The sequence below is a fragment of the Caulobacter sp. GW821-FHT10A10 genome (assembly GCF_059415745.1).
This window is the reverse complement of sequence record NZ_JBWKNV010000005.1, coordinates 119,541-142,031: the sequence shown is the minus strand read 5'-3', so window position 1 is coordinate 142,031 and position 22,491 is coordinate 119,541. Positions and strand designations below refer to the sequence as shown.

Annotated in this window: 22 protein-coding genes; 11 read left to right on the top strand and 11 right to left on the bottom strand. The window is 69.8% G+C overall.

The features are described from left to right. The first annotated feature begins 189 nt into the window (after nt 1-189). The 4 genes from fliQ to cckA all read left to right on the top strand — a co-directional run bounded on the left by fliQ (nt 190) and on the right by cckA (nt 4,555). Nucleotides 190-453, top strand: a complete 264-nt coding sequence (gene fliQ, locus AC07NS_RS14975) for a flagellar biosynthesis protein FliQ (protein ID WP_110120873.1) — start codon at nt 190-192, stop codon at nt 451-453. A gap of 13 nt (nt 454-466) precedes the next feature. Then, on the top strand, nt 467-1,222 hold the full coding sequence (gene fliR, locus AC07NS_RS14970) for a flagellar biosynthetic protein FliR (protein ID WP_494604449.1): 756 nt from the start codon (nt 467-469) through the stop codon (nt 1,220-1,222). A 9-nt stretch (nt 1,223-1,231) separates the two neighbouring features. Beyond that, nucleotides 1,232-2,314: a flagellar biosynthesis protein FlhB gene (gene flhB / locus AC07NS_RS14965; protein WP_494604448.1), complete on the top strand. Its 1,083-nt coding sequence runs from the start codon at nt 1,232-1,234 to the stop codon at nt 2,312-2,314. Nucleotides 2,315-2,491: 177 nt separating this feature from the next. Beyond that, nucleotides 2,492-4,555, top strand: a complete 2,064-nt coding sequence (gene cckA / locus AC07NS_RS14960; RefSeq protein WP_494604446.1) for a cell cycle histidine kinase CckA — start codon at nt 2,492-2,494, stop codon at nt 4,553-4,555. 123 nt (nt 4,556-4,678) lie between these two features. Here cckA and AC07NS_RS14955 read toward each other — a convergent pair whose 3' ends face one another. Next, nucleotides 4,679-5,230 carry a GNAT family N-acetyltransferase gene (locus AC07NS_RS14955; RefSeq protein ID WP_494604444.1) on the bottom strand — a complete coding sequence of 184 codons (552 nt, stop codon included), beginning with the start codon at nt 5,228-5,230 and terminating at the stop codon, nt 4,679-4,681. A 72-nt stretch (nt 5,231-5,302) separates the two neighbouring features. On the opposite strand from AC07NS_RS14955, the gene AC07NS_RS14950 reads away from it, so the two are divergent. Then, nucleotides 5,303-5,683, top strand: a complete 381-nt coding sequence (locus tag AC07NS_RS14950; protein ID WP_494604442.1) for a YybH family protein — start codon at nt 5,303-5,305, stop codon at nt 5,681-5,683. A gap of 169 nt (nt 5,684-5,852) precedes the next feature. Here AC07NS_RS14950 and AC07NS_RS14945 read toward each other — a convergent pair whose 3' ends face one another. After that, complete coding sequence (locus tag AC07NS_RS14945) at nt 5,853-6,065, bottom strand: hypothetical protein (protein WP_494604441.1); 213 nt, start codon at nt 6,063-6,065, stop codon at nt 5,853-5,855. A 478-nt stretch (nt 6,066-6,543) separates the two neighbouring features. On the opposite strand from AC07NS_RS14945, the gene AC07NS_RS14940 reads away from it, so the two are divergent. Further along, nucleotides 6,544-7,539, top strand: a complete 996-nt coding sequence (locus AC07NS_RS14940) for a cell wall hydrolase (RefSeq protein ID WP_494604440.1) — start codon at nt 6,544-6,546, stop codon at nt 7,537-7,539. On the opposite strand, the gene AC07NS_RS14935 is transcribed toward AC07NS_RS14940, so the two are convergent. Then, the gene (locus AC07NS_RS14935) at nt 7,502-8,299 is read right to left on the bottom strand and encodes an SDR family oxidoreductase (RefSeq protein ID WP_494604438.1); all 798 of its coding nucleotides are present in this window, start codon (nt 8,297-8,299) and stop codon (nt 7,502-7,504) included. The two genes, AC07NS_RS14940 and AC07NS_RS14935, sit on opposite strands and share 38 nt — an antisense overlap. Before the next feature lie 85 nt (nt 8,300-8,384). Then, entirely contained in the window at nt 8,385-8,567 is a 183-nt protein-coding gene (locus tag AC07NS_RS14930; protein ID WP_494604437.1) for a YegP family protein, read from the bottom strand. Nucleotides 8,568-8,709: 142 nt separating this feature from the next. Here AC07NS_RS14930 and AC07NS_RS14925 point away from each other — a divergent pair, with 142 nt between their 5' ends. Next, nucleotides 8,710-9,261, top strand: a complete 552-nt coding sequence (locus AC07NS_RS14925; RefSeq protein ID WP_494604435.1) for a DUF1003 domain-containing protein — start codon at nt 8,710-8,712, stop codon at nt 9,259-9,261. Nucleotides 9,262-9,382: 121 nt separating this feature from the next. Here the strand turns inward: AC07NS_RS14925 and AC07NS_RS14920 are convergent, their stop codons facing one another. Next, the gene (locus AC07NS_RS14920; RefSeq protein WP_494604434.1) at nt 9,383-10,324 is read right to left on the bottom strand and encodes a GlxA family transcriptional regulator; all 942 of its coding nucleotides are present in this window, start codon (nt 10,322-10,324) and stop codon (nt 9,383-9,385) included. Between the two features lie 95 nt (nt 10,325-10,419). Here AC07NS_RS14920 and AC07NS_RS14915 point away from each other — a divergent pair, with 95 nt between their 5' ends. Further along, on the top strand, nt 10,420-11,121 hold the full coding sequence (locus AC07NS_RS14915) for a DJ-1/PfpI family protein (protein WP_494604433.1): 702 nt from the start codon (nt 10,420-10,422) through the stop codon (nt 11,119-11,121). 175 nt (nt 11,122-11,296) lie between these two features. Here the strand turns inward: AC07NS_RS14915 and ygiD are convergent, their stop codons facing one another. Continuing rightward, complete coding sequence (gene ygiD, locus AC07NS_RS14910) at nt 11,297-12,067, bottom strand: 4,5-DOPA-extradiol-dioxygenase (RefSeq protein ID WP_494604431.1); 771 nt, start codon at nt 12,065-12,067, stop codon at nt 11,297-11,299. 125 nt (nt 12,068-12,192) lie between these two features. Here ygiD and AC07NS_RS14905 point away from each other — a divergent pair, with 125 nt between their 5' ends. Next, nucleotides 12,193-13,353, top strand: coding sequence for an acyltransferase family protein (locus tag AC07NS_RS14905; protein WP_494604429.1), 1,161 nt, complete (start codon nt 12,193-12,195; stop codon nt 13,351-13,353). 175 nt (nt 13,354-13,528) lie between these two features. Here the strand turns inward: AC07NS_RS14905 and nadC are convergent, their stop codons facing one another. From nadC to AC07NS_RS14880, 5 genes are all read right to left on the bottom strand, one after another. After that, nucleotides 13,529-14,371, bottom strand: coding sequence for a carboxylating nicotinate-nucleotide diphosphorylase (gene nadC, locus AC07NS_RS14900; RefSeq protein ID WP_494604944.1), 843 nt, complete (start codon nt 14,369-14,371; stop codon nt 13,529-13,531). A gap of 14 nt (nt 14,372-14,385) precedes the next feature. Beyond that, complete coding sequence (locus tag AC07NS_RS14895; RefSeq protein WP_494604428.1) at nt 14,386-15,012, bottom strand: Uma2 family endonuclease; 627 nt, start codon at nt 15,010-15,012, stop codon at nt 14,386-14,388. Nucleotides 15,013-15,041: 29 nt separating this feature from the next. Continuing rightward, nucleotides 15,042-16,568: an L-aspartate oxidase gene (locus tag AC07NS_RS14890; RefSeq protein ID WP_494604426.1), complete on the bottom strand. Its 1,527-nt coding sequence runs from the start codon at nt 16,566-16,568 to the stop codon at nt 15,042-15,044. A gap of 135 nt (nt 16,569-16,703) precedes the next feature. After that, nucleotides 16,704-17,789 (bottom strand): quinolinate synthase NadA, encoded by a 1,086-nt coding sequence (nadA, locus tag AC07NS_RS14885; RefSeq protein ID WP_199228585.1) that lies wholly within the window; start codon nt 17,787-17,789, stop codon nt 16,704-16,706. Nucleotides 17,790-18,174: 385 nt separating this feature from the next. Then, on the bottom strand, nt 18,175-20,445 hold the full coding sequence (locus AC07NS_RS14880; RefSeq protein ID WP_494604423.1) for a hybrid sensor histidine kinase/response regulator: 2,271 nt from the start codon (nt 20,443-20,445) through the stop codon (nt 18,175-18,177). Between the two features lie 201 nt (nt 20,446-20,646). On the opposite strand from AC07NS_RS14880, the gene AC07NS_RS14875 reads away from it, so the two are divergent. Both AC07NS_RS14875 and AC07NS_RS14870 read left to right on the top strand, forming a co-directional pair. Further along, on the top strand, nt 20,647-21,123 hold the full coding sequence (locus AC07NS_RS14875) for a Dps family protein (RefSeq protein ID WP_494604421.1): 477 nt from the start codon (nt 20,647-20,649) through the stop codon (nt 21,121-21,123). A 15-nt stretch (nt 21,124-21,138) separates the two neighbouring features. Continuing rightward, a complete protein-coding gene (locus AC07NS_RS14870; protein ID WP_494604419.1) occupies nt 21,139-22,368 on the top strand; it encodes a cell wall hydrolase in 1,230 nt (409 codons plus the stop codon). Nucleotides 22,369-22,491: the final 123 nt, after the last annotated feature.

Genomic DNA, 22,491 nt, shown 5'->3' with positions numbered 1-22,491 from the left:
CGCCGTTAAGTAAACCCGTGTGGCGGGATGTCGCAGGTGTGCGGGCAACCCCGCAGCGACCAAGCGCCGCGCCCGGCTTACGACCGGAAAGGGCGTCGTGTTAACAGTCCCTAACTCCCTGTTAACCATGTCCGGCCCATGGTGCGGGCCGTACCAGAACCGTCCAGAGCGCCCGCAGAAAGCCCGTTCATGACCGGAGCCGAAGTCCTCGACGTGGGTCGCGACGCGATCTGGCTGACTTTGCAGCTGTGCGCGCCGGTGCTGATCGTCGGCCTGGTGGTCGGGGTGGCCATCGGCCTGTTCCAGGCCCTGACCCAGATCCAGGAGCAGACCCTGGTCTATGCGCCCAAGATCGTCGCCATCTTCATCGCGCTGCTGCTGTGCCTGCCGCTGATGGGAGCCCTGATGTCGGGCTTCATGCGCCAGATCGCCGCCCGCATCGCGGCGATGTAGGGAAGGGCGGGGCGTGGACAGCTTCGCGACGACCGCTCAGGTCTATGTCGCCGGTCTGGTCTTCGCCCGGATCGGGGCCATGCTCATGCTGATGCCCGGCATCGGCGAGACGGCCGTGTCGCCGCGTATTCGCCTAGCCCTGGCGCTGCTGATCGCCCTGGTCATCACCCCGACGGTCGCCAAGGGCGTCGGCCCGCTGCCGACCACGGTGGGCGGCCTGGCCGGCCAGCTGATCCACGAGATCCTGATCGGCCTGATGATCGGCGCGGTGCTGAAGATGTTCATGAGCGCCATGACCACGGCGGGCGAGATCATCTCGATGCAGACCACGCTGTCTTTCGCTCAGACCACCAACCCGATGGGCGTGCAGTCGAGCACGGCGGTGGCCACCTTCCTGTCGATGCTGAGCCTGACCCTGATCATGGCCACCGACCTGCATCACCTGTTCATCGCCGCGATGGCGCGGTCCTACGACCTCTTCCCGTTCACCAAGAGCGTGCCGGTCAACGACGCCGCCGCCCTGGCCGTGCGCACCGTGGCCCATAGCTTCACCCTGGGCGTGCAGCTGGCCGCCCCGGTGATCGTGTTCTCGATCGTCTTCAACCTGGCGACGGGCCTGGTCGGGCGGGTCATGCCGCAGTTCCAGATCTTCTTCGTCACTTCGCCGCTCAGCGTGATCCTGGGTCTATCGTTGCTCGCCCTTTCCCTGGGCGGCATCGCCATGGTGTGGAGCGATCGCTACCGCGATCTGCTCAACGTCTTCAGTTAGGAGGGCGCCGTGGCCGACGACACAGACGACGCCTCGAAAACAGAAGAACCGACACAGAAGAAACTTTCGGACGCCCGGAAGAAAGGCGACGTTCCCAAAAGTCCCGACTTCTCGCAGCTGGCCTCGCTGGCCGGCGCGTTCGGCGTCGTGGTCATCGCCGGCGGCTGGCTGGCGCGCGACCTGGTGTCGGCCCTGGTGCCGTTCATCGCCCACGCCGGCCAGATGGACGTCGAGGGCGGGGCCAACCTGATCGCCAAGAAGGTGGTGATGGCGGCCCTGCCGCCGCTGATCCTGGTGATGCTGGTTTCGGGCTTCATGGGGGCTGCGGCCAACATCGCCCAGTCGGGTTTCCTGTTCTCGGCCGAGAAGATGAAGCCGGACTTCGCCAAGCTGAACCCGATGAAGGGCCTGGGCCGCATCTTCGGGCCGGACGGCCTGATGCAGTTCGCCAAGTCGGCCCTGAAGTTCATCGTCACCGGCATCATCGCCTGGTTCGTACTCAAGCCCGACGCCAAGGAGGTGATCGGCCTGGTCGGCATGGACCCGGCGGCCATGCTCCCGCTGGCCATCGACCTCTGCAAGAAGCTGTTCTGGTCGGTGCTGATCTTCCTGCTGGTCACCGCCGGCTTCGACTGGTTCTGGCAGCGGATGCGCTTCAACAAGCGCATGCGCATGACCCTTCACGAGGTGAAGGAAGAGCACAAGCAGTCGGACGGCGACCCGCACATCAAGGCCAAGCGCCGGCAGATCCAGATGCAGCGCTCGCGCCAGCGGATGATGCAGGCCGTGCCCAAGGCGACCGTCGTCGTCATGAACCCGACCCACTACGCCGTGGCGCTGAAGTACGAGCAGGGCGAGACCCCGGCTCCGATCTGCGTGGCCAAGGGCGTCGACGAGCTGGCCCTGAAGATCCGCGCCCTGGCCGAGGAGTCCGGCGTGCACGTGCTGGAGGATCCGCCCCTGGCCCGCGCCCTCTACGCCGCCGTCGAGATCGACCAGCAGATCCCGGCCGAGCACTTCGAAGCCGTCGCCAAGGTCATCGGCTTCGTGATGAGCAACAAGAAGGCCAAGCGGCGCGCCTGGGCCGACTGACGGCCCGCCTGATCCCTTGGGCGTCCTTGTCCGGGATCATCGGGACATCACATTTCCGCCGTAGAATCAGAGACCTGCTTTCTGAACGCGCTCTTGCGCCGCGTAAGGAGTATCCTTACCGGACGAATCGTCGGGGCTCCTCCCGCCCCGCCAAGTTGCAGAAGGATTTCGGTCGGCATGGCCGAGACGCCCGCGAAAGACATGACGGCGGCCCGCCGCCGCGCCGATCCCCTGATCTGGGGCGCGGCGATCTTCTTCGTCCTGGCCGCCGGCTTCGCCACGGCCCCGGCCCTGAGCGCCGGACCCGCCACCCTGGCCGGCCTGCTGCTGCTGGCGGGCGTCGCCGGCGTGGCGATCCTGGGCCTGGTGGCGATCCGCGCCTCGGCCGCGCACGACAACGGCCTGGACGTGGCCGACAGCTTCATCGAGGCCCTGGGCGAGCCGGCGGCCCTGACCGTCGCCGACGGCCGCATCCTTGTGGCCAACCAGGCTTGGCGCGACACCATGGGCGAGGCCCGCCGCCTGCCCAAGGACGCCGCCCTGTTCTCGGCCCTGACCCGCGCCCGCAAGGGAGAGACCGCCGAGGCCCTGGTGGTGCTGGCCGGCCAGGAGCGCGCGGCCGTGGCCGCCCGCGTGGCCGGCGGCCGTCTGCTGGTGCGCCTGCCCGCCGCGGCCGAGCCCGTGGCCGCCCCGCTGCCGCCCGTCGCCGTTCCGATCGCTCAAGCCGCTCCGCCGCCGCGCGCTCTGGACGCCTTCTCCGGCGCCTCGCCGTTCGGCGCGGCCCTGCTGGAGGGGCTGGATCCGTTCAATTCGCCGGTGCTCGAGGCCAATCCGGCGCTGTCGGCCATGACCGGCGCGGTGCGCGCGGGCATGACCCTGGGCGAACTGATCGACCCGCCGTCGCGCACCGAGGCCGAAACCCGCCTGGCCGAGGGCAAGGCCGGCCCGTTCGAGGTGCGGCTGGCACGCGATCCCTCGCGCATCGCCCACCTCTATCTCTACCGCGCCGAAGGCCGTCTGGTGGCCTATCTGATCGACGTGTCGGAGCAGAAGCAGATCGAGCTGCAGCTGGCCCAGGCCCAGAAGATGCAGGCCATCGGCCAGTTGGCCGGGGGCGTCGCCCACGACTTCAACAACCTGCTGACCGCCATCCAGCTGCGCCTGGACGAGCTGCTGCACCGCCACCCGGTGGGCGATCCGTCCTACGAGGGCCTCAACGAGATCCGTCAGACTGGCGTGCGCGCCGCCGACCTGGTGCGCAAGCTGCTGGCCTTCTCGCGCAAGCAGACCGTCCAGCGCGAGGTGCTGGAGCTGGGCGAGCTGATCTCGGAGTTCGAGGTCCTGCTGCGCCGCCTGCTGCGCGAAGACGTCAAGCTGATCACCGACTACGGCCGCGACCTGCCGCAGGTGCGGGCCGACAAGAGCCAGCTCGAGACGGCGGTCATGAACCTGGCCGTCAACGCCCGCGACGCCGTGCGCGCGGCCAAGGGCGGCGGCGTCGTGCGCATCCGCACCGCGCGTCTCAACGAGGACGAGGCCAAGAGCCTGGGCTTCCCCGGCGCCGAGGGCGACCAGGCCTTCATCGAGGTCAGCGACGACGGTCCCGGCATTCCGCCCGAGGTGATGGGCAAGATCTTCGACCCGTTCTTCACCACCAAGCCGGTGGGCGAGGGCACGGGCCTGGGCCTGGCCACCGTCTACGGCATCGTCAAGCAGAGCGACGGCTGGATCCACGTCCACAGCCGTCCGGGCGAGGGCGCGGCCTTCCGCATCTTCCTGCCCGTGCACGAGCCGACCCCGGCCCAGGCCGCCGCTGCCGCCGTGGTGGCCGCCGAGCCGCCCAAGCCCCGCGCCGCCCGCGACCTGTCGGGCGCCGGCCGCATCCTGTTCGTCGAGGACGAGGACGCCGTGCGCGGCGTAGCCGCCCGGCTTCTTCGCGCCAGAGGCTACGAGGTGCTGGAGGCCAGCGACGGCGAGGAGGCCCTGGTCATCGCCGAGGAGAACGCCGGCAAGATCGACCTGCTGATCAGCGACGTGATCATGCCCGGCATCGACGGCCCGACCCTGCTCAAGAAGGCGCGCGGCTATCTGGGCAACGCGCCGGTGATGTTCATCTCCGGCTATGCCGAGGCCGAGTTCAGCGACCTGCTGGAAGGCGAGACGGGCGTGACCTTCCTGCCCAAGCCGATCGACATCAAGACCCTGGCCGAGCGGGTGAAGCAGCAGCTGCAGGCGGCTTGAGCCTCTCCCACCCGTAAAATCCCCGCGAAAGCGGGGACCTAGGCTTTTTCTGCAACCCAAGGCGCTCGACGATAAAACACCTGGGTCCCCGCTTTCGCGGGGATTTTACGGGGAGGGGGCTGATCACCCCCGCCGCAGCAGGACCGTCGGGCTTTCCTTGTAGGTCGTGCGGGTCTGTTCGACGAAGCCGGTCCTGGCCGCCAGGGCCAGGGAGGCGGCGTTGTCGGGGTGGATGATGCAGACGATGGGATCGGCGCCCCAGCGGGTTTCGCCCCAGGCCAGGCCCGCCTTCACGGCCTCGGTCCCGAAGCCCTGGCCGTGCATGCGGCTGGCCAGCACCCAGCCCATCTCGGGCAAGCCTTCGAAGGACGGGGTGATGTCGCGGTGGAAGTCGGCGAAGCCGACCTCGCCGACATAGCGGCCGGTGGCGGTCTCGCGCACCGCCCAGTAGCCGTAGCCGAGCAGGGCCCACAGGCCGCGGGCGCGCAGCAGCCGGGCCCAGCTTTCCTCGCGCGTCGAGGCCCGGCCGCCGACATAGCGATAGACCTCCGGATCGGCCCACATGGCGACGCTGTCGTCGAAGTCGGACAACTGCGGCGGGCTCAGGGTCAGCCGCGCGGTGACCAGGACTGGGAGGGCGGAAGCGCGGGGGGCCATATCGTCGAGGGGCGGCATCGGGGTCCGGGTTTGCGGAGGAGCGACGGCGCAGCCTATATCGCCGGGCAGCACTAGGGGACCCGCAAGTTCATGACCTCGCCGCAGGACGCCGTCGCCGCCCGCCGCAAGCTCACCAACCGCCTGATCGCGGGCAAGGACGCGCGCCGGCTGGTCCCGTTCTTCACGCCCGACGCCAAGCTGATCGCCGGGGACGGCTCGCTGCTGCTGGGTCGCGACCAGATCATCGAGGCCTTCGCCGGCCAGTTCGCCGACCGCGACTTCGTCTCCTATGTGCGCACCAGCGAGCTGATCGAACTCGACGCCGACGGCGCGCGGGCGGCCGAGCGCGGGCGTTGGGTGGGAACCTGGAAGGGCGAGGGCGCAACCCAGAGCGGGACGTATCTGGCCACCTGGCGCAAGATCGCCGGGCAGTGGGTGATCGAGAACGAGCTGTTCGTGACGCTTTCCTGATCCCTCTCCCCTTGCGGGAGAGGGTGGCCTTCCGGAGGAGGTCGGGTGAGGGGTCTCTTAAACATGAAACGCCGCGACAGCCGATCAGCCGTCGCGGCGTTTTTCGTGGGTGCGACCCCTCATCCGTCGGCCTTCGGCCGCCACCTTCTCCCGCAAGGGGAGAAGGAGATCAGCGCCGCTTCTTAGGCGCGGGCTTCGAGGCGGTGTCGACCACGGCGCCGGCGCCCGCCCCGACGACGGCGCCCACCGGGCCGGCGACGACCGCGCCGGCGATGGCGCCGGTGGCCGCGCGCTGTTCCATGTTGTGGCCGCAGGCCGACGTCAGCGCGGCCAGGGCGAGGATAACGGCCAGGCGCGGAGCGACGGCGGGCAGGCGGGTCATGGGCGGGTCTCCGAGGAGGAATTCACTGTGACCGTTAACGGCGGAGCTTGGTCGGGGTTCCGACAGAGCGGAGCGGACGCGTCGAAAATCCCGCTGCTGCGGCGTTTTCTCGCGCGTCGAGGTTTTTCCTGTGAATCAAAGTGTTAATGGCGCGCATCGCCAAAAAGCCGGGCAAAATCAATGCCGCAGTGCAGCATGCGCTTGCGACTCGGTCATAGTTCGGTCATAAGGCGAGGCATAAGCAGGATCTCGACCTTATTGCGAACGGTCGAACCTCGCTTCCAGACCGGCCCGATAGTGCTTTTTCCGGGTGTCTTGGAAGTGTTTTTGTCGGGGGGCCGGAGCGCCCTCGTCGCGCAGGACGCAAGTTTTGTTTATCAAGTCGCAGACGTGCGCTGACGCGCGCGGGCTGATCGGCGCCGTTTTGGTCGGATCCGTCACGGGTCTGGCCTTGGGCGGCGTCTATCTTGCGGGGGGCATGGCCCAGACCGCCTCTCAGCACGCTCGCGTTACGCGCCTGGCCGACGGCGCCGCGGGAAGTTATTCCGAAGCGGCGCTGCATCAGGCCGCGTCTCGCATGGACGCCGGGGCGCTCGCCATCGCCCGTCGCCATGACCCCTACACCGTCGCCGGCGACGCCCAGCGCGATCGCCAAGCCTCGCTCCTCGCCGCCCGCCTCGAAAGCGGCGGCGAAAAGTCCGACGACCAACCGCTCCTGCTGCGCGCCAGCCTCGGCGGCGCGTTCAGCCCGGCCGCCGCGCCGTTCCACCTGACCAACGCCCTCGAAAGCTCGCGCGAACTCGAGTGCCTGGCCCAGGCGGTCTATTACGAAGCCCGGGGCGAGACGCCCAGCGGCCAGGCCGCGGTGGCTCAAGTAGTCTTAAACCGCGTACGCCACCCTTCGTTCCCCAAGTCGATCTGCGGCGTCGTGTTCCAGGGCGCCTACGCCCGCACCGGCTGCCAGTTCAGCTTCGCCTGCGACGGTTCGATGCGCGCCCCCCACGAGCGCAGCGCCTGGAATCGGGCCCGCAAGGTCGCCTCGCGCGCCCTGGCCGGCACGGTGATGTCCGAGGTCGGTTCGGCCACCCACTTCCACACCACGGGCGTCGCCCCCAACTGGGGCCCGCGCCTGATGCGCGTCGCCCAGGTCGGCATGCACGTCTTCTACCGCTTCGGCGGTCGCGCCGGCGCGCCGGGGGCCTTCACCGGCCAGCCGCGCCCCTCGACCGTGGACGACCTGCCCGACGCGCCCGTTCTGACCAGCCTGCCGCAGGCCCCGACCGCCGACGGCAAGCCGGTGATCTACGTCGCCAGTGCGCTGGCCGTCGCCAAGACGGTCGAGGGCGGCATGGGCGGTCCGGAGAAGGTCGGCCCCGAGCCGGCCTCGGCCCCGGCCATGCACCCGACCAAGACCGGCGCCGACAAGTCGGACGCCGTCAGGCCGGCTGCGGTTGCGACCGGAGCCGGTTCCTGAGGAACCCGGGGGCCAGGCGGGCCATGAACCGCATCTGCCTGGCCCGCTTTCCCACCAGATAATAGAGCTCGCGGCCGTGCGCCGCCTGCCACACCGTCTGCGCGGCCTCGTCGACGCCGTAGACGGGCATGCCGCTCTTGCGAAGCTCCTCGCCCATGTCGATGTTCTTGCCGGGCTGGGAATTGTGCAGGATCGGCGTCTCGACGAACCACGGCATCACGCAGGCCACGCCCACGCCGTGGGGCGCGAACTCGGCGTCCAGCGCTTCGGACAGGCCCCGCACCGCGAACTTGGTGGCCGAATAGACCGCCAGGCCCGGCGCGCCATAGATCCCCGCGCACGAGGCCATGTTGATCAGCCGCCCGCCGCCGGGCGTCGCCTTCAGGAAGGGCAGGCCGGCGCGCGCGCCGTTGACCACGCCGCGGATGTTGACCGCCAGCATCAGGTCGTCGCCCTCGGGATCGATCTCGGCGAAGGCCCCGAAGCGGGCGACGCCGGCGTTGTTGAACAGCACGTCCAGCCGTCCGCCCGAACGGTTCGTGAAGGCCTGCAGCGCTGGGGTCCAGGCCTCGCGGTCGCGCACGTCCAGCGGATGGACCGAGGCGTCGTCGACGCCGATCTCGGCCTGGGCGCGGGCTAGGCCCGCCTCGTCGATGTCGGAAAGACCCACCAGCCAGCCTTCGCGGGCGAAGCGCCGGGCGCTGGCCAGGCCGATGCCGCTGGCCGCCCCGGTGATGAAGATCGCCTTGCGCGCCGCCATGGCCGTCTCCCCGTCGTTGTTGATTATCGCCGATCAGACAGCGACCGACGGGGAGGGGTCAAGATGACTTGGAGTTTTAGGGGGATCAGTCGTCGCTCTGGTCGTCGGTCGGCGCGTCGGGGCCGTTCTTCTTGATCGACTCGATGGCGTTCTTGGCGCCGGCCTTCGAGGAATAACCCTCGGTCCAGAAGATGTTCTCGCTGTTGTAGACGAAGTAGGCGACGAACTCGCCGGCCTTGTTCTTCTTGATCACGAACTTATGGGCCATCTGGAACTCCCACGATGATGGCGGGTCGTTTGTCGACCAGCCGACGGACGCGAGCCTCGCGCTATGAGCGTGACGGTGTCAACCGCGTTGCGGCGACGCTCGGGGCGCCGGATGATGCGGTATCGGCAGACCGGACGGATCGATGAGCGCGGAAAAACTCGACCACCTCTCGCGCACCCTGCTGGGCGTGTCCTATGGCGATCTCACCGAAGTCCAGCGCAGCGTCATCGACCTGATCGCGGCGGAGGCCCCGACGGCCGTCGCGCCGAGCCTGCGCGAGAAGGAGGGGACTTACTGGGAGCGGCTGGCCGACAAGGTGGCGGCGATCGGCGGCTCCTGGGGTTTCATCGGCGGCTTCTCGGCGATCCTGGCGGCCTGGGTGATCCTGAACCTGGCCCTGATGCCGTTCCACAGGGCCTTCGACCCCTATCCCTTCATTTTCCTCAACCTGGTGCTGTCGACCCTGGCGGCGATCCAGGCCCCGATCATCATGATGAGCCAGAACCGGCAGGCCACGAAGGACCGCGAGGCGGCCGAGCACGACTATGTCGTCAACCTGCGCGCCGAGCTGGAGATCATGCGGCTGCACGACAAGCTGGATGCGTTGAGGGTGGCCGAGCTGTCGGAGATGGCGCGCGCCAACACCGCGTGCCTGGACGAACTGCGGGCCGAGGTGAAGGCGTTGAGGGGCTAGGAACCCTCTCCCGTAAAATCCCCGCGAAAGCGGGGACCCAGGCTTTTTCTGCAACCCGCCGCGCTCGACGATAAAACCCCTGGGTCCCCGCTTTCGCGGGGATTTTACGGAGTGGGTGGGCTCACCCCGCCTTCGCCGCGCGCCTCAGCGCCTGGGGCGCCTGGCCGTAGACGCGGATGAAGGCGCGGCGCATGCGTTCGGAGTCGCCGAAGCCGGATTCCAGGGCGATGTCCTCGACCTGCAGCGGGGCGCTGTCGAGCAGGGCGCGGGCGGCCTCGGCGCGCAGGCGCTCGATGGCCTTGGCGGGCGTGGCGCCGGTCTCGGCGGTGAACAGGCGGGCGAAGTTGCGCGGGCTCATGGCGGCGCGCTCGGCCAGTTCCTCGACGGTCAGGGGACGGGCCAGGTTCTCGCGAGCCCAGGCCAGCAGCGGGTCGAACCGGCCGCCCTTCATCTCCAGCAGGGCCGAGAACTGCGACTGGCCGCCCGGGCGGCGGTGATAGACGACCAGCTGCTGGGCCGTGCGCTTGGCGATCGGTTCGCCCAGGTCGGCGCCGATCATGGCCAGGGCGAGATCGATGCCGGCGGTGATGCCGGCCGAACTCCAGATGTCGCCGTCCTGCACCCAGATGCGGTCGGCCTCCAGCCGTACGCCGGGATAGCGGCGCTGAAAGTCCTTGGTGCGGCTCCAGTGGGTTGTGGCGCGCTTGCCGTCCAGCAGGCCGGCGGCGGCCAGGACGTAGGTTCCCGAACAGACGCTGGCCGTGCGCCGGGCGGTGCGGGCGCTCTCGCGCACATAGGCCAGGGTGGTCTCGCAGGTGGCCGGCGCCTTCACCCCGTCGCCGCCGGCGACCAGCAGGGTGTCGAAGCGCGGGGCTTTGTCGAAGGCCACGGTGTCGAAGGCCGCGCCTGAACTGCTGGCCGTCCAGCCGCCGTCGCGCGAGATCACCGTTAGGCCATAGGCGCCGGGATCGAAGCGAGCGGCGATCTCGAAGGCCGAGATCGGGCCGGCGGCGTCCAGCAACTGGAAGCCGGGATAGACCAGCATGCCGACGGCGCGAGGCATTGAGTGACCCTGTCTGGCGGAAATCGAGGGATCTCCGTCATTTCCGCCGAACGCTATCCGGGAGACCCTCGGTCGTCAAACCCGGAGGGCTATCCATGACCGACCAGATCCGCATCGTCTTCGCCCTGTTCCCGGGCGTGACCCATCTCGACTTCACCGGTCCGCACCAGATCCTGGCGCGGCTGCCGGGCGCCCAGATCACCGTCGCCAGCCTGGAGGGCGGCGAGATCGAGGCTGACGGCCTGATCTTCGCCCATCTGGCGCGGCTCGACCAGATCGAGGCGTGCGACATTCTCTGCATTCCCGGCGGTTTCGGAACGACCCAGGCGATGGGCGACGCGGCGTTCCTCGATCAGATCAAGCGGTTGGCCTGGAGCGCGCGCTACGTCACCAGCGTCTGCACCGGCTCGTTGGTGCTGGCGGCGGCCGGGCTCTTGGAGGGCAAGCGGGCGGCCTGCCACTGGGCCTGGCGCGACCAGCTGGCCCTGTTCGGCGCGATCCCCGACGAGAGCCGCGTGGCCCGCGACGGCCGCTTCGTCACCGGCGGCGGGGTGACGGCCGGCGTCGACTTCGCCCTGACCCTGGTGGCCGAGATCGCCGGCCCGGGCGTGGCCCAGGCCATCCAGCTGGCCGTGGAGTACGCGCCGGATCCGCCGTTCCAGTCAGGCCGGCCGGAGCTGGCTCCGCCGGAGGTGCTCGCGAGGGTGCGGCGCATCTACGACAACGGCATGGACGAGCGGGTTGCGGCGGCCGTGGCCGCGGCGGCGCGGTTGAAGGGGGAGGTGGTTCCGGCTTGAGCAAGCCGTCCCCTGAACTCCCGTCATTCCCGCCCTTGTGGCGGGAACCCCTCTGTCAGCCGCACGGGCAGGAGGGGCGGCGTGCTGAGCACGCCGCTGGCGCTTCACCTGCGAACGGAACCAGGGTTTCCCGCCACAAGGGCGGGAATGACGGGAAGAAAGTAGGGGGGAGGCGCTAACCCACCTGCACGCCCGTCATCGAGATCGCCGCGAAGACGTCGTCGGTGAAGAACGACACCGGCTCGTCCTTGCCCTGCGCGCCCAGCACGTAGAGCAGCGGCAGGTAGTGCTCGGCGCTGTTGATCGACAGGGCAGCGTCTTCGCCCAGGCCCTCCCAGTCGATCAGCGGCTGGTGGTCGCCGGCGGCGATCAGGACCTTGGCGGTCTCGTTGAAACGCGGCGCCCAGTCGGGGGTCTGGCCGGTGCGGAAGTTCACGGCCCGCAGATTGTGGACGATGTCGCCGCTGCCGATGATCAGCACGCCCTCGTCGCGTAGGGCCGCCAGGCGTCGGCCGGCCTCGTAGTGCCAGGCGGCGCTCTGGCCGCGGTCCAGGCTGACCTGCACCACCGGCACGTCGGCGTGCGGATACATCGGCAGCAGCACGCTCCAGGCGCCGTGGTCGAGGCCTCGTGTCGGGTGCTGCACGGTGCGCTGGGGCGACAGCAGCTCGGCGGCGCGTGCGGCCAGGGCGGGATCGCCCGGCGCGCGATACCGCACGTCGAACAGCGCCTGGGGGAAGCCGCCGAAGTCGTGGATGGTTTCCGGAGCTTCCGAAGCGCTCAGCGCCGTGCCGCCCATGGTCTCCCAGTGGGCGCTGACCATCAGCACGGCCTTGGGGCGGGGGAGGTCGGCGCCCAGCTGCGCCCAGGCGCGGCTCCAGGCGTTGTCCTCGATGGCGTTCATCGGCGAGCCGTGGCCGATGAAGAGGGCGGGCATGCGGGTCATGGCGGCGAAGTCCAATTAGATACTTGTGCGGTTACAGATGGGCGCTCGCCCATCGCGGGTCAAGGACGTCCAGCGCGACCTTCCGCCGCTTCCCCCCGGGGCTCGGCTTTGTTAAGGCCTGCCGCGTGAGCATCCCGTCGTCATCCTCGGAGTTGGTTCCCCCGGCCGCTCCCGTCGCGTCTCCCGTCGGCCATTCCACTCGCCCGGCCACCCGCGGCGGCGCGCTGGACCTGCTGCGCCTGCTCGCCGCCCTGCTGATCGTGGTCTACCACTTCGGCGCCGAAAGCCCGCTGCGCATCGAGCGCTTCCACCCGGTGTTCGCGCGCGGCTATCTGGCCACGGACTTCTTCCTGATGCTGTCGGGCTACGTGCTGGGACGGGCCTACGGGCCGTCGGCGATCTCGGGCCGCATCACCCACTTCCAGTTCTGGCTGCGTCGCGCGGCGCGGGTCTGGCCGGGCCACCTGATGGTGCTCGCCGCCATGGCCGGCTTGGTCTTCGCTCTCAACGTCATCGGCACCGACGCCCACAAGCCCTCGCGCTTCGCCTGGGACCAGCTGCCGCTGCAGGCCATGCTGATGCACGCCTGGGGTTTCAACAGCGACGGCTGGAACCTGCCCAGCTGGTCGCTGTCGGCGCTGATCGTCTGCTACGCCCTGTTCCCGTGGTTCTGGCGCGCCGCCAACCTGACTCGCCGGCCGTGGTTGCCGATCGTGCTGGCCGCCGCCTTGGTGGTCGCCTTCGACGTCGCCTCGCGCCAGACCAACGGTTTCGGCTTTTCGGAAGTCTCAATCGGCCTGTCGGACCTGCCCTTGCGCATCGGCGTGCTGCGGGCCCTGCCGCTGTTCCTGCTGGGCCTGTGCCTGGCGCGGGCGGTCGAACTGAACTGGCCCACGGAAAAGGCCGCCAAGATCCTGCTGACCCTGGGCTGCGCGGGGCTGGTGATCCTGCAACTGATCGGCCGTTTCGACCTGCCCAGCCTGGTGTGCCTGGCCGCCATCATCCTGGGCGCCGGCCGCCTTCCGGTGAAGCATCCCAAGGCCTGGATCGAGGAGGGCGCCAAGCTCTCCTTCGCCCTGTTCATCACCCACATTCTGGTCGGCGTGATCTACTGGAGCGCCGTGCACAAGCTGATCGACACCGTGCCGATCGGCATCGGCTGGCAATGGCTGATGTGGATCGCCGGCTTCCCCCTGGCCATCGGGGCTGCCTGGGTGTTCCACACCTTCATCGACCAGCCGGTGCAGGACCGGATCATGCCGTGGGTGCGGGGCAGGGGACGCTAGGAGCGCTCCTCCCTATTCTCCCGTCATTCCCGCCCTTGTGGCGGGAACCCCTTTGTCAGCCGCAAGGGCGGAAGGGGCGGACTGCTAAGCAGTCCGCCGGCGCTTCTCGTGCGAGCGGGACCAGGGTTTCCCGCCACAAGGGCGGGAATGACGGGAGTTAAAAAGGGGGACGCCCCTAAGCCGCGTCCAGACCGATATCCAGCACCGGCGCCGAGTGGGTGAGCGCCCCGACGCTGATGACGTCGACGCCCGTCTCGGCGATGGCGCGGACGGTGGTCAGGTTCACCCTTCCCGAGGCCTCCAGCACCGCGCGGCCCTTGGCCAGCGACACGGCGGTCTTCAGGTCGTCGAGGCTGAAGTTGTCGAGCATGACGACGTCGGGGCCGTGCTTGAGGGCGTCTTCCAGCTGGTCCAGGCCGTCGACCTCGACCTCGACCTTCACCAGGTGGCCGGCGAAGGCGCGGGCGTGGCGGACGGCTTCGCCGACCCCGCCGCAGGCGGCGACGTGGTTGTCCTTGATCAGGATGGCGTCGTCGAGGCCGAAGCGGTGGTTGACCCCGCCGCCGCAACGCACGGCGTACTTCTCCAGGGCGCGAAGGCCCGGCGTGGTCTTGCGGGTGTCGACGATGGTCGCCCCCGTGCCTTCGACGAGGCGCACATAGGCGCGGGTCAGGGTGGCGATGCCCGACAGGCGGCCCAGCAGGTTCAGCCCCGTGCGCTCGGCGGCCAGCACGGCGCGGGCGTTGCCCTCGGCGCGGGCCAGAACGGTTCCGGGCGCGGCGTCGGCGCCGTCGGGCGTGACGACCTCGAAGGTCGCGGTCGGATCCAGGGCGAAGAGGGCCAGGCGCGCGCAGGCCAGGCCCGAGACGCGGCCGTCCTGGCGGCTGGTGAAGACCACCGACAGCCGGGCGTCGGCGTCGATGCAGGCCAGGCCCGTGATGTCGCCGGCCCGGCCCAGATCCTCGGCCAGGGACAGATCGACGATGGGGCGGACAAGAAGGTCGGGCAGCGGCTCGATACGGGGCAAGGCGGTCAAAATACGCTCTTCAGGGCAATGTCGGCGTCGGGGGCGAACAGCGGCGAGACGCTGTCGTCGGCGGTCAGGATTTGGCGCTCGGTCCAGTCGCCGTCGAACGGGCGGCGGAAGACGTGAAGCTGGGCGTGTTTGACGTCGATCACCCAGTATTCGGCGATCCCGGCGGCGGCGTAGGCCCGGCTCTTCAGGCCGAGGTCACGCTTGAGAGTCGAGAGCGAGGCTTCGATGATCAGGAAGACTTGGTCGGGGCGCAGGAAGAAGCCCTCGCAGTCACGAGCGATGACGGCGCCGTCCGGATCGAAGGCGGAGATGTTGGAAACGCGAACCGTGCCGCCGTTCAGCACTTCGTAGCGAGCCTCCAATCCGAGGCGTTCGATGGCCCGGTCGAGCGCCTTGTTCAGGCGGGCGGCGGTCCGGGCGTGAGGCGTTGATTCCGGCGACATCCGCACCAGCCTTCCGTCTTCGAGTTCCACGCGGGTCGCATCGTCGCGATCAAAGACGCCGGCCCGGACCATGGTCTCCAGGTCGTCGACGGTGAGCAGGAACTCGGTCACGCCCTGCTCGGCGAGGCCATCGCCTGAATAGTCGAATGCGCTTTCAGATGGACCGAACGGCGTGCTCATGGTCGCGTCTCCGTTCTCCTTCCGTACCACTATTCCGCGGCGTGGCGCAAACCGGCCTGGACGGTGTCTAGGGTGACGAAGGTGCGGACGGGATCGGCCTTTTCGGGGAAGTCCGAGCGGTAGTGACTGCCACGGCTTTCCCGGCGGGCCAGGGCGGCGTCGACGATCAGGCGGGCGGCCACCAGGGGCGGGCAGAGACCGTGAGCGGTCTCCAGAGCGGCGACCTCGGCTTGCAGGCGGGCCAGGCCCTCGGCGTCGCGGATGACGCCGGCGTCGCGGCTCATGGCCTTGCGCAGGGCCTGGAACGCTTCGTCCGGCAGGTCGGGCAGGGGCGCGAGCGACACCGCCTCGCCGCCGGCTTGAGTCCCGTTGGGGACCTCGGCCGCCGCGGCGCGGCCGGCGCGGGCGCCGAACACGGCCGCTTCCAGCAGGCTGTTGGAGGCCAGGCGGTTGGCGCCCTGCACCCCGGTGGAGGCGCATTCGCCGGCGGCGTAGAGGCCGGGCAGGCTGGCGCGGCCGTCGAGGTCGGTGGCCACGCCGCCCATGTGGTAGTGCACGGCCGGCGTGACCGGGATCATCTCGCGGCGCGGGTCGATCCCGGCGCTCTGGCAGGCCTCGAACACGGCCGGGAACTCGTGCGGGAAGTGGGCGCCGACCGCCGTCGTGGCATCGAGGAAGGCGCCGCGACCGGCGGCGCGCTCGGCGTGGATGGCGCGGGCCACCACGTCGCGGGGCGCCAGCTCCTTGGCCGGGTGATAGTCGGCCATGAAGGCGCGGCCATCGGTGTTCCTGAGGATCGAGCCTTCCCCGCGCAGGGCCTCTGTGGCCAAGGGGGCGGGGTCGCGGCCGATGTCGATGGCCGTGGGGTGGAACTGCACGAACTCGGGATCGGCGATCTCGGCGCCGGCCAGGGCGGCCAGGCCCAGGCCCTCGCCGCGCACCTGGGTCGGGGTGGTGGTGACGGCGTAGAGGCCGCCGACGCCGCCGGTGGCCAGGATCACGGCCTTGGCGCGGACTTCCACGAGCTCGCCGTCGATTTCGGCGAGCACTCCGACCACGCGGCCGGCGGCGTCCTGGAGGAGGCGGCGGGCGCGGGCGTTCTCGCGGATCTGGATGGTCGGCGTGGCGCGCACCGTCGCGATGACGGCGGCCATGATCGCGGCCCCGGCTCCGTCGCCGCCGACGCGGGCGACGCGGGCCTTGGAGTGGGCGGCCTCCAGGCTGAGCACGAAGTCGCCGTCGGCTTTGCGGTCGAACGGCGCGCCGAGCGCGGCCAGGGCGCGGACGGCGGCGGGGCCTTCGCGGGTCAGCAGCGCCACGGCGTCGCCGTCGCAGAGGCCAGCGCCGGCGGCGATGGTGTCGGCGGCGTGCAGCGACGGCGTGTCGTCGCCGGCCAGGGCGGCGGCCAGGCCCCCTTGCGCCCAGGCGCTGGAGCAGCCGGTGGCCAGCGGCGTTGGCGACAGCACCAGCGCCGTCCTGGCCGCGAGCGCCGCGCTGAGGCCGGCGAGGCCCGCCCCGAGGATGACGGGGCCGTCGAAGGTGATGCGTTCGATCATCGACTACTCCAGAGCCCCTCCCCCTTGCGGGGAGGGGTTGGGGTGGGGGTGTCGGACCGGACGTTCGACGTCGGCGCTGACACCCCCATCCGACCGCTTCGCGGCCACCTTCCCCGCAAGGGGGAAGGAGACCCGTTAAATCAGCTCCACGTCCACGTGGTGGCGCGCCTTGACGAGGTCGTAGCGGGCCGGGGCGGCGGGCGGGGGCAGGTCGATCATCCGCTGCACGGCCTGGCGGGCGCGGTCGAGGATGTCGGCGTCCACCGTCACCTCGTACTGCTCGTGCACCAGGGCGTCGTAGATGTTCTGCAGGGTGATCCGCTTCATGTGCGGGCACATGTTGCAGGGGCCGATGAACTGGGTGCCGGGGCTTTCGGCCTGGACGTTGCTGGCCATCGAGCACTCGGTGATCAGCACCACCTGGGCCGGCTTGCGGGCTGCCACGTAGTCGTTCATCGCGGCGGTCGAGCCGGCGAAGTCCGAGGCCTCGAGGATCTCGGCCGGGCATTCGGGGTGGGCCAGCACCTCGGCGCCTGGCCAGGCCGCGCGCATGTCGGCGATGTCCTGGGGCGTGAAGCGCTTGTGCACCTCGCAGTGGCCGGCCCAGGCGATGATCTTGACGTCCGTCTGGCGGGCGACGTTGCGGGCCAGGAACTCGTCGGGGATCAGGATGACCTTGTCGGTCCCCCATTCCTTGGCCGCCCATTCCACCACCTGCACGGCGTTGGCGCTGGTGCAGCAGATGTCGGTCTCGGCCTTCACGTCGGCGGTGGTGTTGACGTAGGTGACCACCGGCACGCCCGGATGGCGCTCCTTGATCAGCCGCACGTCGGCGCCCGTGATCGACGAGGCCAGCGAGCAGCCGGCCAGCAGGTCGGGGATCAGGATCTTCTTTTCGGGGCTCAGGACCTTGCTGGTCTCGGCCATGAAGTGCACGCCGGCCTGGACGATGATCTTGGCGTCGCTCTTGGCGGCTTCCTTGGCGAGCGCGAGGCTGTCGCCCACGAAGTCGCCCACGCCGTGGAAGATGTCCGGCGTCATGTAGTTGTGGGCCAGGATGGCGGCGTTCTTCTCGCGCTTGAGCCGGTTGATCTCGACGATCAGCGGCGCGTGCAGGCGCCATTCCATCGGGGTGACATGGTGCTTGACCTTGTCCCAGACGGCGGCGGTCTCCGCCTCGATGTCGGCGGTGAAGGCGAGGGGCGCGAAACCGTCGGCCATGTCGTCCTCTCTTATGCTCAAAGTGAGCATTTCCTGGGCCTCAAAAAACGCCGAGACCGAGTTGCGGCTCCGTCCGGCGTCGCGACTTATGCTGAAATTGAGCATAAGGGGCTATCCACATATAGCCGGTCGCTTTGGAAATGCAAAGCATGCGGACGAAAAATCGCTTCCAGGCTTTCTGAACCGGCTTCGCCGATCGGTGGGGGTGGCTGGATCATTCCCGGCCCTGAGCCGATTTTTCACCGAGTATCCCCGCGAAGGCGGGGATCCAAGCCGAGGCTGAGCATGATCCTCGGCCGCGCCTCCTCTTGAAAGTCAGCTTGGATCCCCGCCTTCGCGGGGATGCGCGGCTTGGAGGCGATTGAATGATGAGTTTCAGCCCGTCCTAGTGCATGCGGCGGGCTTCGAACGCCTGGTCGATGGCCCGGATCAGGGCGTCCAGGGCGTAGGGCTTGCGCAGCAAGGGCCAGGGCGTCGCGCGGGCCTGGGCCAGTTCCTGGCCGGTGTAGCCCGAACTGAGCAGGATCGGCAGGTCGGGGCGCTCGGCCGAGAGGATGGACGCCAGGTCCACCCCGCTCTTGTCGCCGGGCATCATCACGTCGGTGACCAGCAGGCCAAGCTCTGGGTGCGCGCGGGCGACGCTCAGGGCCTCGTCGGCGTCGCCGGCCCGGCGCACGTGGTGGCCCAGTTCCGTCAGCATGGCCTCGACCAGGTCGCCGACCTCGGAATCGTCCTCGGCCAGCAGCACCTCGACGCCGGGGCGCGGGGCGGGGGCGGCGACCGGGGCGTCCTGCAGGATCGCGCCCTCGTGGCTGGCCGGCAGCAGCATCGACACCGTCGTGCCCTTGCCGGGCTTGGAGGCGATTTCGACCTCGCCGCCGCTCTGGCGCACGAAGCCATAGACCTGCGACAGGCCAAGGCCCGTGCCCTTGCCCGAGGCCTTGGTGGTGAAGAACGGCTCGAAGGCGCGGGCGATGGTGTCGGCGTCCATGCCGGCGCCCTCGTCGCACACCGAGACGCGCAGATAGGCGCCCGGCTTCAGTTCGCCGCGGGTCTTGGCCAGTGTCTCGGGACCGGACTCCACGACGATGGTCCCGCCGGGCGGACTGGCGTCGCGGGCGTTGACCACCAGGTTGAGCAGGGCGGCCTCGAACTGGCCGGAGTCGATCAGGGCGGTGCGGGTGCCCGAGCCGAGGCTGAGCTTCAGCGGCAGCACCTCGCCGACGGCCCGCCTCAGCAGGGCCTCGCTCTCGGCGATCACCCGGTCGACGCGGCAGACCTGCGGATTGAGCGGCTGGCGGCGGGCGAAGGCCAGCAGGTGCTGGGTCAGCTTCTCACCGCGCCGGGCGGCCGACAGGGCCGCGTCGATCATCTTGTCGCGCCGACGGGCGTCGCCCGGATGCCGCTGCACCACGTCCAGGGCGCCGATCACCACGGTCAGCAGGTTGTTGAAGTCGTGGGCCACCCCGCCGGTCAACTGGCCGATGGCCTCCAGCTTCTGCGACTGGTTGAGGGCGGCTTGGGCCAGGTCGCGCTCGGCCATGGCGGTGTCGACCTTGTCGGCCAGCAGCTCGTTCATGCCGGTCAGCTTGGCCTCGGCCTCCTTGGCCTCGGTGACGTCGAAGGCGATGCCGATGAATCCGGCGAAAGCCCCGCCTGGGCCGTAGCGCGGCTGGGAGAACGACTTCAGCCAGCGCCACTCGCCATCGGGCCGGCGGTAGCGGGCCTCCAGGCTGAAGGGCTTGCGCGAGGTCTCGCCGGCCAGCTGCGACTTGAGGATCGACGGCAGGTCCTCGGGATGGATGCGGGTGCGCCAGTCCAGGGTGAGGGCGGCGCGGTAGTCGGAACCGGCGAAGTCCACGTAAGCGGCGTTGACGAAGTCGCGGGCCCCGCCCTGACCGGTGATCCACATCAGGGCCGGGGCGCTGTCGGCCAGGGCCCGGAAGCGGGCCTCGCTCTCGCGCAGGCCTTCCTCGGCCTGGCGGCGCTTGGTGACGTCGAAATTGACGCCCAGCACCCGCACGGCCCGGCCGGCGGAGTCGCGCTCGATCTGGCCGCGCCCGTGCATCCAGCGCTCGCCCTCCTGGCTGTCGGTCAGCCGGTATTCGACCTCGTAGATCGGCCCGCTCTTGATGGCCTGGCGGATCTGCTCGCGCACCTTGGGACGGTCGTCGGGATGCACGGCGCCGGCGACGTCGTCGAAGCTCAAGGGGCCGTCCAGCGGCAGGCGCAGGTTGCGGCGGGCGGCGGGGGAGAGATGCAGGGCGCCGCTGGCCACGTCCCACTCCCAGGGGCCGACGCCGGCGGCGGCCTGGGTGACGTCGAGCCGGGCCTCGGCCTGCACCTGCCGTCGCCGGGCCTCGCCCAGGTTGGCCACCGCTTCGCGCAGGCCGTGGGCCACGGCCGTCGTGGCCGCCGCCGAGATCAGGTAGAGCACCAGCGAGGCCGACTCGGCCTCGCTCAGGGGCTCGCCGTAGCGGCCGGCCCACAGCCACCAGCCCAGCAGCCCGCCGCAGACGAGCGGTACGACGCCCCAGCGCCAGCCGGCGTAAAGCGTCACCAGCACCATGGCGGGGAAGAAGGCCTGGGTGGCGCCGATCGCCTGGTCGGGGCCCAGCAAGGCGAAACGCATGCCCAGGGCTGTCAGCGTCGCCACCACGGCGGCCGTCGCGGCGCGCCAGAACGGCGGGGGAACCTCGGGTATGAGCCAGGCGCTTAGGAGGGCGGACGTCGAACGGTGTGGCTTCGACGCCGGGGGGAGCTGATCATTCTTGTTCATTCTTGCTCCGCGCTCAGAAGCGGGCTTGCCATGAGCATGGACACGCTTACCTAGGACACGCAACACGGGAGATCATGAATGGCGACCGCTCCGAACATCGGCATTTCGGCCAAGCAACGCGCGGACATCGCGCAGGGACTGAACAAGGTCCTGGCTGACAGCTATGCGCTCTACCTCAAGACGCACGGCTATCACTGGAATGTTCGCGGTCCCTACTTCCAGTCGCTGCACATCCTGCTGGAAGGACAATACAACGAAGAGTGGGCCGCCCTGGACCTGATCGCCGAGCGCATTCGCGCCCTGGGCGAACTGGCCCCGCAGGGCTACGCCGCCTTCGGCAACCTCTCCAGCATCAAGGACGGCGACGGCGAGAAGGACTGGGAGGCCATGATCAAGGAACTCCTGGCCGACAACGAGACGGTCATCGCCACCCTGCGCGGGGCGATCGACGCGCCGGATGAGGCGGGCGACGAGGCCACGGTCGATCTCTACACTCAGCGCCTGGCGGCCCACGAGAAACACGCCTGGATGCTGCGCTCGACCCTGAGCAAGTAGTCCGAACGCACCCGCGTGCCGTCCATCCGACGACAACGGGACCTGAAGGCCGCCGCGGCGCTGATCGCCGTCGGCGGCCTTTCTGCGTGCGCCACCGCCTATCACCTGCCGCGCCAGCACGGCCGCGCGGCGGGGGTGGCGAGCCAGGCCGGCACGCTGTCGGACGCGGGGCTGGCCCGCTACGTCGCGGACATGGACCCGGCCATGCTGGCCCTGGCCCGCCGGCATGATCCTCGGCCGCGCAAGGACTACTGGGGGCGGGTGAAGGGCTGGGAGGTGATCAAGATCGCCTCCATTCCGACCCTGGGCCCCACGGTTCCCGGCTTCGAGGGCGCCCGGCTCATCAACGCCTATCGCTTGCCCGCGCCCCTGCCGATCGAGGCGGCCCGGCCCTTCGTGCTGAAAGCCTCGGGCGAGGAGCGGGCCAGGGCCCTGCACTGCCTTTCGCAGGCGGTCTATTTCGAGGCCGGCTTCGAGCCGGCGGACGGCCAGGCGGCCGTGGCCCAGACCGTGCTCAACCGGCTGCGCCATCCCGGCTATCCCAAGTCGATCTGCGGGGTGATCTACGAGGGTTCGCTGCGCAGCACCGGCTGCCAGTTCAGCTTCACCTGCGACGGTTCGCTGGAGCGGGCGGTCTCGCCGGCCCTGTGGAACCAGGCCCAGGCCGTGGCGCGGCGGGCGCTGTCGGGCTTCGTGATGAAGGACGTGGGCGTGGCCACCCACTACCACGCCGACTACGTCTCGCCGTACTGGGCGCCGACCCTGGTCAAGCTGCGCCAGGTGGGCACGCACATCTTCTATCGCTGGACCGGGCCGGCGGGGACGCTGGCGGCGTTCAAGGGGCGCTACGCCGGCGGCGAGACCAAGATCTCGGCCGACACCCTGATGGGCGCCGATCCGCGCACGCTGGAGGCCGCGCCGCCGGAGGTGCTGGCCCAGACCTTGTCGCAGACCTTGGGCGGTCCCGCGCCGGCGGCGGCCCTGAAGGACGCCCGCATCGTCGTCATTCCCGACGTCGCCGCGCCGGGCGGCGAGCGGCTGAAGGTCGAGGGCTCGGTGGCCGGCCGCCGCATCGCCACGCCCGAGGAGATCGCCCGGATCAACAAGGCCCTGGAGGCCATGCCCGAGGTCCAGGCCCAAGCCGCCGCCAAGCCCGCGCCGCCGCCGGTGGTCGCCGCGCCTCCGCCGCCTCCGCCCAAGCCGAAGCCGAGAGCGCCGAACCTGCTGAACCCGCTGGATAACTAGAGAGTAGATCCTCCCCCTAAAGGGGGAGGTGGCCCGAAGGGCCGGAGGGGGAAGCGGCTGCTGAGCCGCCGCGATCACTTCCCCCTCAGTCGCTCCGCGACAGCTCCCCCTTCAGGGGGAGCA